Origin of the sequence: Escherichia albertii (assembly GCF_028622335.1) — a bacterium.
Taxonomy (GTDB): Bacteria; Pseudomonadota; Gammaproteobacteria; order Enterobacterales; family Enterobacteriaceae; genus Escherichia; species Escherichia albertii.
The window spans coordinates 247,402-262,969 of the sequence record NZ_CP117568.1 but is presented as its reverse complement, the minus strand read 5'-3'; the positions used below and the strand labels follow the sequence as shown (position 1 = coordinate 262,969).

The 15,568-nt window shown below is 47.7% G+C and carries 17 protein-coding genes and 1 pseudogene; 10 read left to right on the top strand and 8 right to left on the bottom strand.

Features of this window, described 5'->3' with window-relative positions:
- Positions 1–76 precede the first annotated feature (76 nt).
- Complete coding sequence (locus tag PS053_RS01285; protein ID WP_059241914.1) at positions 77–667, bottom strand: T3SS effector NleG family protein; 591 nt, start codon at positions 665–667, stop codon at positions 77–79.
- Positions 668–1,156: 489 nt separating this feature from the next.
- On the opposite strand from PS053_RS01285, the gene PS053_RS01280 reads away from it, so the two are divergent.
- Positions 1,157–1,699 carry a serine acetyltransferase gene (locus tag PS053_RS01280; protein ID WP_000350439.1) on the top strand — a complete coding sequence of 181 codons (543 nt, stop codon included), beginning with the start codon at positions 1,157–1,159 and terminating at the stop codon, positions 1,697–1,699.
- Positions 1,700–1,716: 17 nt separating this feature from the next.
- Here PS053_RS01280 and PS053_RS01275 read toward each other — a convergent pair.
- From PS053_RS01275 to pgrR, 5 genes and pseudogenes are all read right to left on the bottom strand, one after another.
- Positions 1,717–1,839: pseudogene (locus PS053_RS01275) on the bottom strand (tail fiber assembly protein); the annotation flags it as partial.
- A 39-nt stretch (positions 1,840–1,878) separates the two neighbouring features.
- Positions 1,879–2,265, bottom strand: a complete 387-nt coding sequence (locus PS053_RS01270) for a DUF6979 family protein (protein WP_054413128.1) — start codon at positions 2,263–2,265, stop codon at positions 1,879–1,881.
- Positions 2,266–2,302: 37 nt separating this feature from the next.
- Complete coding sequence (locus PS053_RS01265; protein ID WP_095573847.1) at positions 2,303–2,446, bottom strand: lysis system i-spanin subunit Rz; 144 nt, start codon at positions 2,444–2,446, stop codon at positions 2,303–2,305.
- A 30-nt stretch (positions 2,447–2,476) separates the two neighbouring features.
- Positions 2,477–2,641 (bottom strand): YcgJ family protein, encoded by a 165-nt coding sequence (locus tag PS053_RS01260; protein ID WP_419669172.1) that lies wholly within the window; start codon positions 2,639–2,641, stop codon positions 2,477–2,479.
- A 209-nt stretch (positions 2,642–2,850) separates the two neighbouring features.
- Entirely contained in the window at positions 2,851–3,750 is a 900-nt protein-coding gene (pgrR, locus tag PS053_RS01255; RefSeq protein WP_000817715.1) for a DNA-binding transcriptional regulator PgrR, read from the bottom strand.
- Positions 3,751–3,887: 137 nt separating this feature from the next.
- On the opposite strand from pgrR, the gene PS053_RS01250 reads away from it, so the two are divergent.
- Positions 3,888–4,808, top strand: a complete 921-nt coding sequence (locus tag PS053_RS01250) for an alpha/beta hydrolase (protein ID WP_059216632.1) — start codon at positions 3,888–3,890, stop codon at positions 4,806–4,808.
- Between the two features lie 122 nt (positions 4,809–4,930).
- Here the strand turns inward: PS053_RS01250 and icd are convergent, their stop codons facing one another.
- Positions 4,931–6,181, bottom strand: a complete 1,251-nt coding sequence (icd, locus tag PS053_RS01245; protein WP_000444501.1) for an NADP-dependent isocitrate dehydrogenase — start codon at positions 6,179–6,181, stop codon at positions 4,931–4,933.
- Between the two features lie 170 nt (positions 6,182–6,351).
- Here icd and rluE point away from each other — a divergent pair, with 170 nt between their 5' ends.
- From rluE to roxA, 8 genes are all read left to right on the top strand, one after another.
- Positions 6,352–7,005 (top strand): 23S rRNA pseudouridine(2457) synthase RluE, encoded by a 654-nt coding sequence (rluE, locus tag PS053_RS01240; RefSeq protein ID WP_256879471.1) that lies wholly within the window; start codon positions 6,352–6,354, stop codon positions 7,003–7,005.
- Between the two features lie 9 nt (positions 7,006–7,014).
- Complete coding sequence (nudJ, locus tag PS053_RS01235; protein ID WP_000476091.1) at positions 7,015–7,476, top strand: phosphatase NudJ; 462 nt, start codon at positions 7,015–7,017, stop codon at positions 7,474–7,476.
- A gap of 53 nt (positions 7,477–7,529) precedes the next feature.
- The gene (gene mnmA / locus PS053_RS01230; RefSeq protein ID WP_001353282.1) at positions 7,530–8,636 is read left to right on the top strand and encodes a tRNA 2-thiouridine(34) synthase MnmA; all 1,107 of its coding nucleotides are present in this window, start codon (positions 7,530–7,532) and stop codon (positions 8,634–8,636) included.
- A 34-nt stretch (positions 8,637–8,670) separates the two neighbouring features.
- The gene (gene hflD / locus PS053_RS01225; RefSeq protein WP_024164967.1) at positions 8,671–9,312 is read left to right on the top strand and encodes a high frequency lysogenization protein HflD; all 642 of its coding nucleotides are present in this window, start codon (positions 8,671–8,673) and stop codon (positions 9,310–9,312) included.
- 3 nt (positions 9,313–9,315) lie between these two features.
- Positions 9,316–10,686 carry an adenylosuccinate lyase gene (purB, locus tag PS053_RS01220; RefSeq protein ID WP_025237149.1) on the top strand — a complete coding sequence of 457 codons (1,371 nt, stop codon included), beginning with the start codon at positions 9,316–9,318 and terminating at the stop codon, positions 10,684–10,686.
- Positions 10,687–10,853: 167 nt separating this feature from the next.
- Positions 10,854–11,525 (top strand): two-component system response regulator PhoP, encoded by a 672-nt coding sequence (phoP, locus tag PS053_RS01215; RefSeq protein WP_001265484.1) that lies wholly within the window; start codon positions 10,854–10,856, stop codon positions 11,523–11,525.
- Complete coding sequence (gene phoQ, locus PS053_RS01210) at positions 11,525–12,985, top strand: two-component system sensor histidine kinase PhoQ (RefSeq protein ID WP_000735428.1); 1,461 nt, start codon at positions 11,525–11,527, stop codon at positions 12,983–12,985. The genes phoP and phoQ overlap by 1 nt, the downstream gene beginning before the upstream one ends.
- Positions 12,986–13,060: 75 nt before the next feature.
- A complete protein-coding gene (gene roxA, locus PS053_RS01205; RefSeq protein WP_105175824.1) occupies positions 13,061–14,182 on the top strand; it encodes a [50S ribosomal protein L16]-arginine 3-hydroxylase in 1,122 nt (373 codons plus the stop codon).
- A gap of 125 nt (positions 14,183–14,307) precedes the next feature.
- On the opposite strand, the gene pepT is transcribed toward roxA, so the two are convergent.
- Positions 14,308–15,537, bottom strand: coding sequence for a peptidase T (gene pepT, locus PS053_RS01200; RefSeq protein WP_025237152.1), 1,230 nt, complete (start codon positions 15,535–15,537; stop codon positions 14,308–14,310).
- Positions 15,538–15,568: the final 31 nt, after the last annotated feature.

Here is a 15,568-nt window from a genome sequence, read left to right as displayed (position 1 = left end):
TCTTACGTATGACATGGCTGTGTTTTTATACCGAATACAGATAGGTTAATTCTTTTGAGATAAACATCTTATGTTATTAATTTTCTTTTAACATGAAATTCCCTCTGCCCTGGTCAAAATAACACTCATTTTTTCCTATAATCATTGCTTCTGTTATTGGTTCCCTACTTAATGGATGTGGAGAACCAGATATAACTAATTTTAACATTGAATTCTTATCATACAGGTTACAAATATTTGAAATCACAGAATTCTTTATAAACACACCACTATCTGGAGTGTCTAATATTATTGGACATCTGAGATGTTCTTTTGAAAAAAAACACTCTTCAGCCTGTACAGAAAAAGAATTTGAAAGTATTTTATAACATACCCCTAATGGTAAAAAACTCAGCTGAGAATCAATTACAGCGGAAAGTTGCCATGTGCGGAGTCTTTTTACTGACTCATTGCTACCATTTAGTCCTAGCTCTAATAACATTTTTAACATTCCGTCCTTACAGCCAGAGACAAGGAAAACGTCAGGGCGATGACAATAATGAATGCCTATTTTATGACCATTTATAGTAATGCCATCTGTAACCAGATTTTGTCTGACAGCTTCACGTAATATTTCAATACTCTGCAACGCAGCATTTGATGAAAGATTGGATGTTATCAAGGGCATATTTAGTTTCCCCAACAGAACCAGGCTCTCAAATATTAGAAAACACGACTTCCGGGGCAACGTTCAGCCCCTGCAGCTCCCAAATGAGATACCAGATTTATCGGCATTAATTTATCTCTCTGTTGAATGAGCTCCTCTTTTTACTTAACAAACATCACTCTGATATGGCAACAAAAAATCTGAGGTGAACTCCAATTTTTGTGAATTTGTCGAGTTTAGAGCATCCATCAACCAGTTGTGGCACATGCTTGTACACGACGTACTACGGTTTTATTCGTCTCCTGCAGGAAACCTGCAGTAAAGAGCCAATGTAAAGAGCCAATAAAGTAACATCATGGGCAATAGGTGTACCCTTTCACAATAAGTTTCCACCAACTCCTGAGTACAATAACACGAACGCCTTTGATGATAGATTGCCAACAACTATTGTATTTTTTATACTCTTCTTAAAAAGAATTCAGGATATTTCATAAAAAACCAAGGAAAAACATGGATATCGATTTTCTTAAAGAATGCCTTCTAATTGAAGTTATTGGCGGGATAGATAAACGGTTCTCATGGTCTCGTGCTATCCGTCATGCCTGGCGGCAGCCTAAACGTAGATTTCTTTTTTGGTGGCGTATTGCATCTTATCTATATGATATGGACAATAAATATCTAAAAAAAATTGGAAAGAAAATAAATAGAAATCTATTTTTTAAATATAATACAGATATTGAATTAGGCGCTTCAATTGCCCCAGGATTATATATCGGCCATTATAGTGGAATTGTTATTACAAGATATGCCACAATTGGTAGAAACTTCAATATAAGGCAAAACACAACAATTGGCTTAAAAAACAACAATACTAATAGAATTAGCATTGGTGACAATGTAAATATTGGAGCGAACTCCTGTATTATCGCAGATAACATTACTATAGGTGATAATGTAAAAATTGGTGCTTTTACATTTGTAAATAAGGATATACCCTCAAATTCGATTTGCTATACTAAGAAAGTTAACGTTTGCAAAGAAAGGGAGGTATAACCTCCCTTTTAAAGGGATAGCGCATTACCTGAAGCCACGCCACTGACAGTCTTACCCCGCGGGTCTTCAACGAGATGCCACGATGCCTCCTCACTGTTGAAAACAGCCACGAAGCCAGTCAGTGCATCCGGTGGTGAGATTCAGATATGAAAAAACCCCGCTAACAGCGAGGCCATAAATCACTTAATATCTTGCTGAGGGCGTTGGAGAAATCCGCACTGAGCGAGTGTTAGCACAATGTCATAAGACCCTTGCCCGTCTTTATAGCAAGTTTTATCAACTAACTCAGCTTTGCTAATTCCGGGTAAATCAAGAATCAGATTCGCAACTTCAACCGCCCTTTGGTACAACTTACCGCCTTTTTTCTCCCCATACTGTGGTTCTACATTCTTCAGATAACCGCAATCCGCCAAGGCGAGAAACGTTGCCCTTGGGCATCCCTTCTTTCTTGAGGATTCGCTTTTTGTAACCTTAGCAACAGCGGCGTCCCAAGCCTCACGAGGAGACATTGATTTATCGGCAACCAAATTATAAGCAATTAAAGCGGCACGAGCGTATTGAGACATAATGCATCCATATAAAAAATCTTATGATAAGACTTTTCTAATATGAACACTGTGATCTCACATACTCTTGCAGGCTATTCAATTGGTTAGTTATGGTTTCGATGCGCTCACTGAGGACGAAAGAATCCCATTGAGCGATGTCAGTAAGTCTGAGACTGAAAGCATCATCCACGCCGGAGATAGTGCAGCATCTGGCGACCTGAGTTCATCACTAACCGATACAACCAAATAATATCATCGTAGAATTATTATTTATTTCCCCACTCCTTCTGCCATCTGCACCCAAATAGCGATCATTCCGACACAGATTTTCCTTTACATTACAAAAAATACCGTTCAAAAATGTAAACTCTTCCGGGTTATACTCCCCCACCATCCACAATTTGCGCCACTCTTTGCCTGATACAGATAATATACAAAAAACATGCATCGTAGGGTCAGAAGTTCTGGTATTAACATCCACGATAATAAAAATAAAAGAAAGTAATTGCCGCCATTGTATGAAGAAGAAAAAATAACTAAAACGTCGAAAGGAACTGTGAACACGTTAAGGGAAAAATGAAATCAACGTATCATCAAGCAAAACTAAACAGCGCCTTTATACTTCAGCCTATCTATAAATAAGGAGAATGCCGAGCCAGCATGCCGACGGTGTGGATAGTACAGGTGATAACCGGGTAAGTCTGGTGTGAATTTATCCAGAACACGTATCAGTTTTTTTTCTTTAATCGCCCGCTCAACCTGATCATGAGGTAGATACGCTAATCCGTGCCCATCAATTGCAGCATCAATGATCAGATCTATCGTATTCAGTAAAAGCTGACCTTCCATGCGAACACGAACCTCACGTCCACCACGTATTAATCGCCAGCGATTCGCTGTACCCGATGTGGGAAGATACAAATTAATGGCCTGATGGTCTATTAATTGTGACACTGACGTTGGAACGCTTCGGCGGGAAAAATAATCCGGTGAGCCAACAATAGCCATTGGTATATCAGGCCCGATTCGAATGGCAATCATATCTTTATCCACCTCCCCTCCCAGACGGACACCTGCATCAAAACGTTCAGAAACGACATCGGTCAAACCATAATCAATGGTAAGCTGAATATCAATTTCAGGATGCGATTTCAGGAATGTGCGCATGGCTGGTAGCAGTATCGTCTTTGCTGCATGTTCTACTGTAGTAATACGTATTGTCCCGGATGGGCGATTCTGCAGCTCACTCAGGGATGACAGGGCTGAATCTATGTCATGCAACATCGGGCCAAGAACAGATAAAAGATGTTCGCCCGCTTCAGTTGGCACAACGCTACGCGTGGTTCGCGTCAGGAGCCGCAATCCCAATCGTTCTTCTATACGACGCACTATCTGGCTTAAAGCTGACTGCGCCATGCCCAGGCGGACTGCTGCGCGAGTGAAGCTACGCTCCTCTGCAACGACGACGAATGCCATCAGATCAGCGATTTCTTCACGCTTCATTCAGTATCTCTATACAATCTATTAATCATTTAAATGATAGGTCCAATCATGATTTTGGGTCTAATCAACTTAATGATCAATATCTATAGTGATATCACCAGCCGTTAAAACGAACCGGCAACGCCATGAGGAACGGAATGATGAATAATAAAGTCAGCTTCACTAACAGCAATAATCCAACCATCTCTTTGTCTGCTGTGATCTATTTCCCTCCCCAATTTGATGAAACCCGTCAGTATCCGGCAATTGTGGTATCTCACCCTGGTGGGGGCGTTAAAGAGCAAACGGCCGGAACCTATGCCGAAAAACTGGCGGAAAAGGGATTTGTCACTATTGCTTATGACGCATCTTATCAAGGTGAAAGCGGCGGCGAGCCGCGTCAGTTAGAAAACCCATACATTCGTACTGAAGACGTCAGTGCCGTAATTGATTACCTGACAACACTTTCTTATGTCGACAATGCCCGAATTGGTGCGATGGGAATTTGTGCTGGTGCAGGATATACAGCCAATGCTGCAATTCAGGATCGCCGCATCAAGGCTATCGGCACCGTTAGTGCGGTCAATATTGGTTCGATGTTCCGCAATGGTTGGGAAAACAATGTGAAATCTATTGATGCTCTGCCACACATTGAAGCGGGTTCAAACGCCCGAACCAGCGATATTAGCAGCGGAGAATACGCTATTATGCCACTGGCGCCAATGAAGGAGGCCGATGCGCCGAACGAAGAACTGCGTCAGGCCTGGGAGTATTACCACACCTCTCGCGCGCAGTATCCAACAGCACCGGGTTACGCTACTTTGCGCAGCCTTAACCAGATGATTACCTATGATGCTTACCATATGGCGGAAGTGTACCTGACTCAGCCGATGCAGATTGTGGCGGGCAGTCTGGCAGGAAGTAAATGGATGAGTGACGACCTGTACGATCGAGCATCAAGTCAGGATAAACGCTATCACATTGTTGAAGGCGCTAACCATATGGACCTCTATGACGGCAAAGCCTATGTGGCTGAAGCGATTTCAGTATTAGCTCCATTCTTTGAGGAAACTCTGTAAATACCGGGTTATCGTATATATCAAAACAGCATAGAAAATAGCCAGTTTTGGGGAAGATTTTACATCATCATAAAACAACGGGCGTGTTATACGCCCGTTATAATATTTAACACATGTGGTAATTACATATTTTCGATGATCGCATCACCAAACTCTGAACATTTCAGCAGTTTAGCGCCTTCCATCAGACGTTCGAAGTCATAGGTTACGGTCTTGGCGTTGATTGCACCTTCCATACCTTTAACAATCAGGTCTGCGGCTTCAGTCCAGCCCATATGGCGCAGCATCATCTCAGCGGAGAGAATAATAGAGCCTGGGTTTACTTTGTCCTGTCCGGCATATTTCGGCGCAGTACCGTGGGTGGCTTCAAACAGGGCGCATTCGTCACCGATGTTTGCGCCAGGGGCGATACCGATACCACCAACCTGCGCTGCCAGGGCGTCAGAAATGTAGTCACCGTTCAGGTTCATACAGGCGATAACATCATATTCAGCCGGACGCAGCAGAATCTGTTGCAGGAACGCATCAGCGATCACGTCTTTAATGACGATCTCTTTGCCGGTGTTCGGGTTTTTGACTTTCAGCCACGGGCCGCCGTCGATCAATTCACCGCCAAACTCTTCACGCGCTAACTGGTAGCCCCAGTCTTTAAACGCACCTTCGGTGAATTTCATGATGTTGCCTTTGTGCACCAGGGTCACTGAGTCACGATCATTAGCAATTGCGTATTCGATCGCTGCACGAACCAAACGTTTGGTGCCTTCTTCAGAACACGGTTTAATGCCGATACCGCAATGTTCCGGGAAACGAATTTTCTTCACGCCCATCTCTTCACGCAGGAATTTGATCACTTTCTCAGCGTCGGCAGAGTCAGCTTTCCATTCGATACCCGCATAAATGTCTTCCGAGTTTTCACGGAAGATAACCATATCGGTCAGTTCAGGGTGTTTAACCGGGCTTGGGGTGCCCTGGTAGTAACGTACCGGACGCAGGCAGATGTAAAGATCCAGCTCCTGACGCAGGGCAACGTTAAGAGAACGAATACCGCCGCCAACCGGAGTGGTCAGAGGGCCTTTGATAGCAACGCGATATTCACGAATCAGATCAAGGGTTTCAGCAGGCAGCCAAACGTCCTGACCATAAACCTGTGTGGATTTTTCACCGGTGTAAATTTCCATCCAGGAGATTTTACGCTCACCTTTATAGGCTTTCTCGACGGCAGCATCGACCACTTTCAGCATGGTCGGAGTTACATCTACACCGATTCCATCACCTTCAATGTAAGGGATAATCGGATTTTCAGGAACGTTGAGTTTGCCGTTTTGCAGGGTGATCTTCTTGCCTTGTGCCGGAACAACTACTTTACTTTCCATTCACCTCTCCTTCGAGCGCTACTGGTTTGCTCGTCTGCCACCACGTTGCATATGCGTTTGCGCCCTGCTATACGGATGCGTTAGAGCAATTTTTGTTAATGATTTGTAATTAGCTTGTCAATACTACCCTATTGTTTGCCGTCATGAAAGATGCGCGTTATTAGGCTATAATGCGGCAATTCATAATCTCTGAAAATACCATGCAAAAAACTTCTTTTAGAAATCACCAGGTTAAGCGATTCAGCTCGCAGCGCTCTTCCAGACGCAAGCCTGAAAACCAACCGACGCGTGTGATCCTGTTCAATAAACCCTACGATGTTCTTCCGCAGTTCACCGATGAAGCCGGACGCAAAACATTAAAAGAATTCATCCCGGTTCAGGGCGTTTATGCAGCGGGCCGACTCGACCGGGATAGCGAGGGGTTACTGGTGCTCACTAATAATGGCGCATTGCAGGCACGTTTAACCCAGCCGGGCAAACGCACCGGGAAAATCTATTATGTACAAGTGGAAGGAATTCCCACACAAGACGCGCTGGAAGCCTTGCGCAATGGCGTAACCTTAAATGATGGCCCAACCCTGCCCGCTGGCGTGGAATTAGTTGCCGAACCAGAGTGGTTATGGTCGCGTAATCCGCCAATTCGTGAACGCAAAAGTATTCCTACCTCGTGGCTTAAGATCACCTTATATGAAGGACGTAATCGCCAGGTGCGCCGCATGACCGCCCATGTTGGTTTTCCCACGCTGCGACTGATTCGCTATGCGATGGGTGATTACTCTTTGGATAATCTCGCTAACGGCGAATGGCGAGAAGCAACAGAATAAGGATGCACAATGTTTAAACCGCACGTTACCGTAGCCTGCGTGGTACACGCTGAGGGCAAATTTTTAGTTGTTGAAGAAACGATTAATGGTAAAGCGTTATGGAACCAACCCGCCGGGCATCTGGAAGCGGATGAAACCTTAGTGGAAGCCGCTGCCCGTGAGTTGTGGGAAGAAACTGGCATCAGCGCGCAACCACAGCACTTTATTCGTATGCATCAGTGGATTGCACCGGATAAAACACCGTTTTTGCGTTTCCTGTTTGCCATTGAACTTGAGCAAATATGCCCGACACAACCACATGATAGTGATATCGATTGCTGCCGGTGGGTCAGCGCCGAAGAAATTTTACAGGCGCCCAATCTGCGCTCGCCGTTAGTGGCGGAAAGTATTCGTTGTTATCAAAGCGGGCAACGCTACCCGCTGGAGATGATTGGCGAGTTTAACTGGCCTTTTACAAAGGGTGCCATCTAAGGGGCTGCGTGATAGAATACGCCGCCTTGAAGTTCAATGTCGTGAGTAATCCAATGTCTGAAACCGCAAAAAAAGTGATCGTCGGTATGTCCGGCGGTGTCGATTCCTCCGTTTCTGCCTGGCTGTTGCAACAACAGGGATATCAGGTCGAAGGCCTGTTTATGAAGAACTGGGAAGAAGACGACGGTGAGGAATATTGCACGGCGGCAGCGGATCTGGCTGATGCCCAGGCTGTCTGCGACAAGCTCGGCATTGAACTGCACACCGTCAACTTTGCTGCCGAGTACTGGGACAACGTCTTTGAACTGTTCCTTGCCGAATATAAAGCCGGTCGCACGCCGAACCCGGATATTCTGTGCAACAAAGAGATCAAATTTAAAGCTTTCCTCGAATTTGCCGCCGAAGATTTAGGTGCCGATTATATCGCTACCGGTCATTACGTTCGTCGTGCCGATGTCGATGGTAAGAGCCGCCTGCTGCGTGGTCTGGACAGCAATAAAGACCAGAGCTACTTCCTTTATACGCTCAGCCATGAGCAGATTGCGCAAAGCCTGTTCCCGGTCGGCGAACTGGAAAAACCGCAGGTGCGTAAGATTGCAGAAGATCTCGGTCTGGTTACCGCGAAGAAAAAAGACTCTACCGGCATTTGCTTTATTGGCGAACGTAAATTCCGCGAGTTCCTGGGCCGTTATCTCCCGGCGCAACCGGGCAAAATCATTACCGTCGATGGCGATGAAATTGGTGAGCACCAGGGGCTGATGTATCACACTCTTGGCCAGCGTAAAGGTCTGGGTATCGGTGGCACCAAAGAAGGCACCGAAGAACCGTGGTATGTGGTCGATAAAGACGTCGAAAACAACATTCTGATTGTTGCGCAGGGCCATGAACACCCGCGTCTGATGTCTGTCGGTCTGATTGCCCAGCAGCTGCACTGGGTCGATCGTGAGCCCTTCACAGGCACTATGCGTTGCACAGTAAAAACTCGCTATCGCCAGACCGACATCCCGTGCACCGTCAAGGCGCTGGACGATGATCGCATTGAAGTGATTTTTGATGAACCCGTTGCCGCCGTGACGCCGGGCCAGTCTGCCGTCTTCTATAACGGTGAAGTGTGCCTCGGTGGCGGTATTATCGAGCAGCGTCTGCCGCTGCCGGTCTGATTATTATCTTTACTTAAACAAGGAAGCAGTGAACGTGGCAAAGAATTACTATGACATCACCCTCGCCCTGGCCGGTATTTGTCAGTCGGCACGCCTGGTGCAACAACTCGCTCACCAGGGGCATTGTGATGCCGATGCGCTACACGTCTCACTTAACAGTATTATTGATATGAACCCCAGCTCCACGTTGGGGGTTTTTGGCGGCAGCGAAGCCAACCTGCGCGTCGGGCTGGAAACATTGCTTGGCGTGCTCAATGCCAGCAGTCGTCAGGGCCTAAACGCAGAGTTAACCCGCTACACCCTGAGTCTGATGGTGCTTGAGCGTAAGCTCTCGTCTGCCAAAGGCGCGCTTGATACCCTGGGTAACCGGATTAACGGCCTGCAACGTCAGCTTGAACATTTCGATTTACAGTCCGAAACGCTGATGAGTGCGATGGCTGCTATTTATGTTGATGTTATCAGCCCGCTTGGCCCGCGCATTCAGGTCACTGGTTCCCCTGCCGTGCTGCAAAGCCCGCAGGTGCAGGCAAAAGTTCGCGCTACTCTGTTGGCTGGCATTCGTGCTGCCGTGCTCTGGCACCAGGTTGGCGGTGGACGTCTGCAACTGATGTTTTCTCGTAATCGCCTGACCACTCAGGCAAAACAAATTCTTGCTCATTTAACCCCGGAGTTGTGATCTATGGAATTATCCTCACTGACCGCCGTTTCCCCTGTCGATGGACGCTACGGCGATAAAGTCAGCGCGCTGCGCGGGATTTTCAGCGAATATGGTTTGCTGAAATTCCGTGTACAAGTTGAAGTACGTTGGCTGCAAAAGCTGGCCGCGCACGCAGCGATCAAGGAAGTTCCTGCTTTTTCTGCCGACGCAATCGGTTACCTTGATGCAATCGTCGCCAGGTTCAGTGAAGAAGATGCGACGCGAATCAAAACCATCGAGCGTACCACTAACCACGACGTCAAAGCGGTTGAGTATTTCCTGAAAGAAAAAGTGGCGGCGATCCCGGAACTACACGCAGTTTCTGAATTCATTCACTTTGCCTGCACTTCGGAAGATATCAACAACCTCTCCCACGCGTTGATGCTGAAAACCGCCCGTGATGAAGTTATTCTGCCGTACTGGCGTCAACTGATTGACGGTATTAAAGATCTCGCCGTTCAGTATCGCGATATTCCACTGTTATCTCGCACCCACGGGCAGCCTGCGACACCGTCAACCATCGGTAAAGAGATGGCGAACGTCGCTTACCGTATGGAACGCCAGTTCCGCCAGCTTAACCAGGTGGAAATTCTCGGTAAAATCAATGGCGCGGTCGGTAACTATAACGCCCACATCGCCGCTTACCCGGAAGTTGACTGGCATCAGTTCAGCGAAGAGTTCGTCACCTCGCTGGGCATTCAGTGGAACCCATACACCACTCAAATTGAACCGCACGACTACATTGCCGAACTGTTTGATTGTATTGCACGTTTTAACACCATTCTGATCGACTTCGACCGTGACGTCTGGGGTTACATCGCCCTTAACCACTTCAAACAAAAAACTATCGCTGGAGAGATTGGTTCTTCCACTATGCCGCACAAGGTGAACCCAATCGACTTTGAAAACTCCGAAGGTAACCTGGGGCTTTCTAACGCAGTATTGCAGCATCTGGCAAGCAAACTACCGGTCTCCCGCTGGCAGCGTGACCTGACCGACTCTACCGTTCTGCGTAATCTTGGCGTAGGTATTGGTTATGCGCTGATCGCCTACCAGTCCACTCTGAAAGGCGTGAGCAAACTGGAAGTGAACCGTGACCATCTGCTGGATGAACTGGATCACAACTGGGAAGTGCTGGCAGAGCCGATCCAGACAGTCATGCGTCGCTACGGTATCGAGAAACCGTACGAGAAGTTGAAAGAGCTGACTCGCGGTAAACGCGTTGATGCCGAAGGCATGAAGCAATTTATTGACGGCCTGGCGTTGCCGGAAGAAGAGAAAGCGCGTCTGAAAGCAATGACTCCCGCCAACTATATTGGCCGCGCCATCACGATGGTTGATGAGCTGAAGTAAGCCTCACTCCTGTGCCGGATGGCAATGCTGTCCGGCACATTTATTAAGATAATCCGCTTTTCTTTTTTCTCTTTACCTCCCTGCCCCGCTGGTTTATTTAATGTTTAGCCCCATAAATACATAATCGCGTTACACTATTTTTATAATTAAGACAGGGAGAAATAAAAATGCGCGTACTGGTTGTCGAAGACAATGCTTTGTTACGTCATCACCTTAAAGTCCAGATTCAGGACGCGGGTCATCAGGTCGATGACGCGGAAGATGCCAAAGAGGCGGATTATTATCTCAATGAACATTTACCGGATATCGCAATCGTCGATCTTGGGCTACCCGACGAAGATGGTCTGTCCTTAATCCGCCGCTGGCGCAGTAATGATGTTTCGCTACCTATTCTGGTATTAACCGCCCGGGAAAGTTGGCAGGACAAAGTTGAAGTATTAAGCGCCGGGGCCGATGATTACGTAACCAAACCGTTTCATATTGAAGAGGTCATGGCGCGGATGCAGGCGTTGATGCGCCGCAATAGCGGTCTGGCTTCACAGGTTATTTCACTGCCGCCGTTTCAGGTTGATCTCTCTCGCCGTGAATTATCGATCAATGAGGAAGTGATTAAACTAACGGCGTTTGAATATACCATTATGGAAACGCTGATCCGTAATAACGGCAAAGTCGTCAGTAAAGATTCCCTTATGTTGCAGCTCTACCCGGATGCTGAACTGCGGGAAAGTCACACCATTGATGTATTAATGGGCCGACTGCGCAAAAAAATTCAGGCGCAATATCCGCACGAAGTCATTACCACCGTTCGCGGCCAGGGTTATCTTTTCGAATTACGCTGATGAAAAAATTACTGCGTCTTATTTTTCCGCTCTCACTGCGAGTGCGTTTTTTATTGGCTACGGCGGCTGTCGTATTAGTGCTTTCGCTTGCTTACGGAGTAGTCGCACTGATTGGCTATAGCGTCAGTTTCGATAAGACAACGTTTCGTCTGTTACGCGGCGAGAGCAATCTGTTCTATACGCTGGCGAAATGGGAAAACAATAAGTTGCATGTCGAATTGCCAGAAAATATCGATAAGCAAAGCCCCACAATAACGCTGATTTATAATGAGAACGGGCAACTTTTATGGGCACAACGCGACGTTCCCTGGTTGTTGAAGATGATTCAGCCTGACTGGCTAAAATCTAATGGTTTTCATGAAATAGAGGCAGATGTTAACGCTACCAGTATCCTGCTTAGTGAGGATCATTCGATACAACGGCAGTTACAGGAAGTACGGGAAGATGACGACGATGCTGAGATGACCCACTCGGTGGCGGTGAATGTCTACCCGCCAACGTCGCAGATGCCGAAGTTAACCATCGTGGTGGTTGATACTATACCCATTGAGCTTAAAAGTTCATATATGGTCTGGAGCTGGTTTATTTATGTGCTCTCGGCCAATCTATTGTTAGTAATTCCTTTGCTGTGGGTCGCAGCCTGGTGGAGTTTACGTCCCATTGAAGCGCTGGCAAGGGAAGTTCGCGAACTGGAAGAACATCATCGCGAACAGCTTAACCCCACGACTACCCGGGAGTTGACCAGTCTGGTGCGCAACCTGAACCGGCTACTGAAGAGTGAACGTGAACGTTACGACAAGTATCGCACCACGCTCACCGACCTGACTCACAGCCTGAAAACGCCTCTGGCGGTGCTGCAAAGTACACTGCGTTCACTGCGTAGTGAGAAGATGAACGTCAACGAAGCCGAGCCGGTAATGCTGGAGCAAATTAGCCGCATCTCGCAACAAATCGGCTACTACCTGCATCGAGCCAACATGCGCGGGGGCACGCTGCTTAGCCGCGAATTGCACCCTGTCGCCCCACTGCTCGACAATCTCACGTCAGCGCTAAACAAAGTTTATCAGCGCAAAGGGGTCAATATTTCCCTCGATATCTCACCGGAAATCAGCTTTGTTGGTGAGCAGAATGATTTTGTCGAGGTGATGGGCAACGTGTTGGATAATGCTTGTAAATATTGCCTCGAATTTGTCGAAATTTCAGCCAGACAAACTGACGATCATCTTTATATTATGGTTGAAGATGATGGGCCGGGGATCCCATTAAGCAAACGTGAGGTAATATTCGATCGCGGTCAACGTATTGATACGTTACGTCCTGGGCAAGGCGTTGGTCTGGCTGTCGCCCGCGAAATCACCGAACAATATGACGGAAAAATTATCGCCGGAGAGAGTATGCTCGGCGGCGCACGCATGGAGGTTATTTTTGGCCGCCAGCATTCTGCGCCAAAGGATGAATAAATATGCCCTTTCTGCGCGCATTACGTTAACCATCCGTTATAATCGGACTCAGATACCAGCCTGCGGATGCTTAACATGGAATACCAACTCACTCTTAACTGGCCCGATTTTCTTGAACGCCACTGGCAGAAACGTCCGGTGGTGTTGAAACGCGGCTTTAATAATTTTATTGACCCGCTCTCTCCTGACGAGCTGGCAGGTCTGGCGATGGAAAGCGAAGTCGATAGTCGGCTGGTCAGCCATCAGGATGGAAAATGGCAAGTCAGCCACGGACCATTCGAAAGCTACGATCATCTCGGTGAAACCAACTGGTCATTGCTGGTCCAGGCCGTTGATCACTGGCATGAGCCGACTGCCGCTCTGATGCGTCCGTTTCGTGAACTGCCGGACTGGCGCATTGACGACCTGATGATCTCGTTTTCCGTGCCTGGCGGCGGAGTTGGTCCACATCTCGATCAGTATGATGTGTTTATTATTCAGGGCACCGGTCGCCGTCGCTGGCGGGTGGGTGAAAAACGGCAAATGAAGCAGCACTGCCCACACCCGGATCTGTTACAGGTCGAGCCGTTCGAAGCGATTATCGATGAAGAGCTGGAGCCTGGCGATATTCTCTATATTCCGCCGGGATTCCCGCACGAAGGTTACGCGCTGGAAAATGCGATGAACTATTCTGTTGGTTTTCGCGCGCCCAATACGCGGGAACTGATTAGCGGATTTGCCGATTACGTGCTGCAGCATGAACTGGGCGGTAATTACTACAGCGATCCTGATGTCCCTCCTCGCGCCCACCCGGCGGACGTTTTGCCGCAGGAGATGGATAAACTGCGTGAAATGATGCTTGAGTTAATCAACCAGCCGGAACACTTTAAACAGTGGTTTGGCGAGTTTATCTCGCAATCGCGTCATGAACTGGATATCGCTCCGCCGGAACCGCCGTATCAGCCAGATGAAATTTACGATGCGTTGAAACAAGGTGATGTGTTGATGCGTCTGGGGGGGCTGCGCGTATTGCGCATTGGCGACGATGTGTATGCCAATGGCGAGAAGATAGATTCCCCGCATCGTCCGGCGCTGAATGCACTCGCCAGCAATATTGCGCTGACCGCCGATAATTTTGGCGATGCGCTGGAAGACCCGTCATTCCTTGCGATGCTTGCGGCGCTGGTCAATAGCGGATATTGGTTCTTCGAAGGGTAAATTTGAATTTGTGACTTATCGTGCCTACACGCGCTGAACGCCTATAGGCACGATAAGTATGTGGACCAGCATCAATATAACGGATTTCATCCCGGTAATTAGCCGTCCACATATACATCAGGCAATCACAATTTCCGTTGCGCTGTTAACTCGGCAATACGCACAATCACCTGCACTGCTTTTTCCATTCCTTCCAACGTGACAAACTCATGTTTACCATGGTAGTTGTAACCACCGGTGAACAGGTTCGGACACGGTAATCCCATAAACGACAACTGCGCACCGTCAGTACCGCCGCGGATCGGTTTCAGATCAGGTTCAATATCACAATCGCGCATCGCCTGCTGGGCGATATCAAGAATATGCGGATGCTCAACGACTTTCTCGCGCATGTTGTAGTAACTGTCTTCAATCACCAGTTCAATGTAGCAATCCGGGTGTAACCCTTTGCCCACTTTCTTGGCAATTTCCATCATCTTACGTTTACGCGCTTCAAACTGTTTACGGTCGAAATCACGAATGATGTAGTGCATATCGGCGCGCTCAACAGTACCCTTCATGCTTGTCAGGTGATAGAAGCCTTCATAACCTTCTGTCGTTTCCGGGCTTTCATCCGCCGGGACTTCCGCATGAATGCGAGCAGCCAGCGACAGCGCGTTAACCATCACGCCTTTCGCAGTACCCGGGTGAACATTATTGCCGACAATTTTGATATTCACCGACGCGGCGTTGAAGTTTTCAAATTCCAGTTCACCTACACCACCGCCATCAACGGTGTAAGCCCAGCGCGCATCAAAGGCTTCAACATCAAAATGTTTCGCCCCTTTACCCACTTCTTCATCTGGCGTAAAGGCAACACGAATATCACCATGCGGAATGTTTTTCTGCTGCAATACCGCCAGCGCCGTCATAATTTCAGCAATACCGGCTTTGTCATCCGCGCCCAACAGCGTTTTGCCATCGGTGGTGATCAGCGTCTGCCCCAACAATTGATGCAGGACAGGGAACATCACCGGAGACAAGACTTCGTCGCCAATCCCCAGCGCAATATCACCGCCGCGATAGTTTTCAACAATCTGCGGATTGACATTTTTACCACTACAATCGGGTGAGGTATCCACATGAGAAATAAAGCCAATCGCCGGGATATCGCCTGCAACGTTCGCCGGCAACGTCGCCATCAACGTCCCTTTCTCACTTAAAGTCACATTGATAAGCCCCATCTCTTCAAGCTGAGCTTTCAACAAATGTAATAACTTCCACTGGCCTTCCGTGCTGGGAACTTGTCTCACACCCGCTTTTGATTGGGTATCCAGAGACACGTAGTTCAAAAAACGTTCAAGTAGTTTATCCATGTAGTCACCCTCACTTTTTGTGACAACATTA

Excerpts from the sequence above, each read along its gene's own strand:
- PS053_RS01260 (WP_419669172.1), bottom strand. The coding sequence starts at position 2,641 with ATGGTGGGGGAGTATAACCCGGAAGAGTTTACATTTTTGAACGGTATT.
- pgrR (WP_000817715.1), bottom strand. The coding sequence starts at position 3,750 with ATGAAGCGTGAAGAAATCGCTGATCTGATGGCATTCGTCGTCGTTGCA.
- PS053_RS01280 (WP_000350439.1), top strand. The coding sequence starts at position 1,157 with ATGGATATCGATTTTCTTAAAGAATGCCTTCTAATTGAAGTTATTGGC.
- nudJ (WP_000476091.1), top strand. The coding sequence starts at position 7,015 with ATGTTTAAACCGCACGTTACCGTAGCCTGCGTGGTACACGCTGAGGGC.
- pepT (WP_025237152.1), bottom strand. The coding sequence starts at position 15,537 with ATGGATAAACTACTTGAACGTTTTTTGAACTACGTGTCTCTGGATACC.
- phoP (WP_001265484.1), top strand. The coding sequence starts at position 10,854 with ATGCGCGTACTGGTTGTCGAAGACAATGCTTTGTTACGTCATCACCTT.
- phoQ (WP_000735428.1), top strand. The coding sequence starts at position 11,525 with ATGAAAAAATTACTGCGTCTTATTTTTCCGCTCTCACTGCGAGTGCGT.
- rluE (WP_256879471.1), top strand. The coding sequence starts at position 6,352 with ATGCGGCAATTCATAATCTCTGAAAATACCATGCAAAAAACTTCTTTT.
- mnmA (WP_001353282.1), top strand. The coding sequence starts at position 7,530 with ATGTCTGAAACCGCAAAAAAAGTGATCGTCGGTATGTCCGGCGGTGTC.
- PS053_RS01270 (WP_054413128.1), bottom strand. The coding sequence starts at position 2,265 with ATGTCTCAATACGCTCGTGCCGCTTTAATTGCTTATAATTTGGTTGCC.
- PS053_RS01250 (WP_059216632.1), top strand. The coding sequence starts at position 3,888 with ATGATGAATAATAAAGTCAGCTTCACTAACAGCAATAATCCAACCATC.
- PS053_RS01285 (WP_059241914.1), bottom strand. The coding sequence starts at position 667 with ATGCCCTTGATAACATCCAATCTTTCATCAAATGCTGCGTTGCAGAGT.
- roxA (WP_105175824.1), top strand. The coding sequence starts at position 13,061 with ATGGAATACCAACTCACTCTTAACTGGCCCGATTTTCTTGAACGCCAC.
- purB (WP_025237149.1), top strand. The coding sequence starts at position 9,316 with ATGGAATTATCCTCACTGACCGCCGTTTCCCCTGTCGATGGACGCTAC.
- icd (WP_000444501.1), bottom strand. The coding sequence starts at position 6,181 with ATGGAAAGTAAAGTAGTTGTTCCGGCACAAGGCAAGAAGATCACCCTG.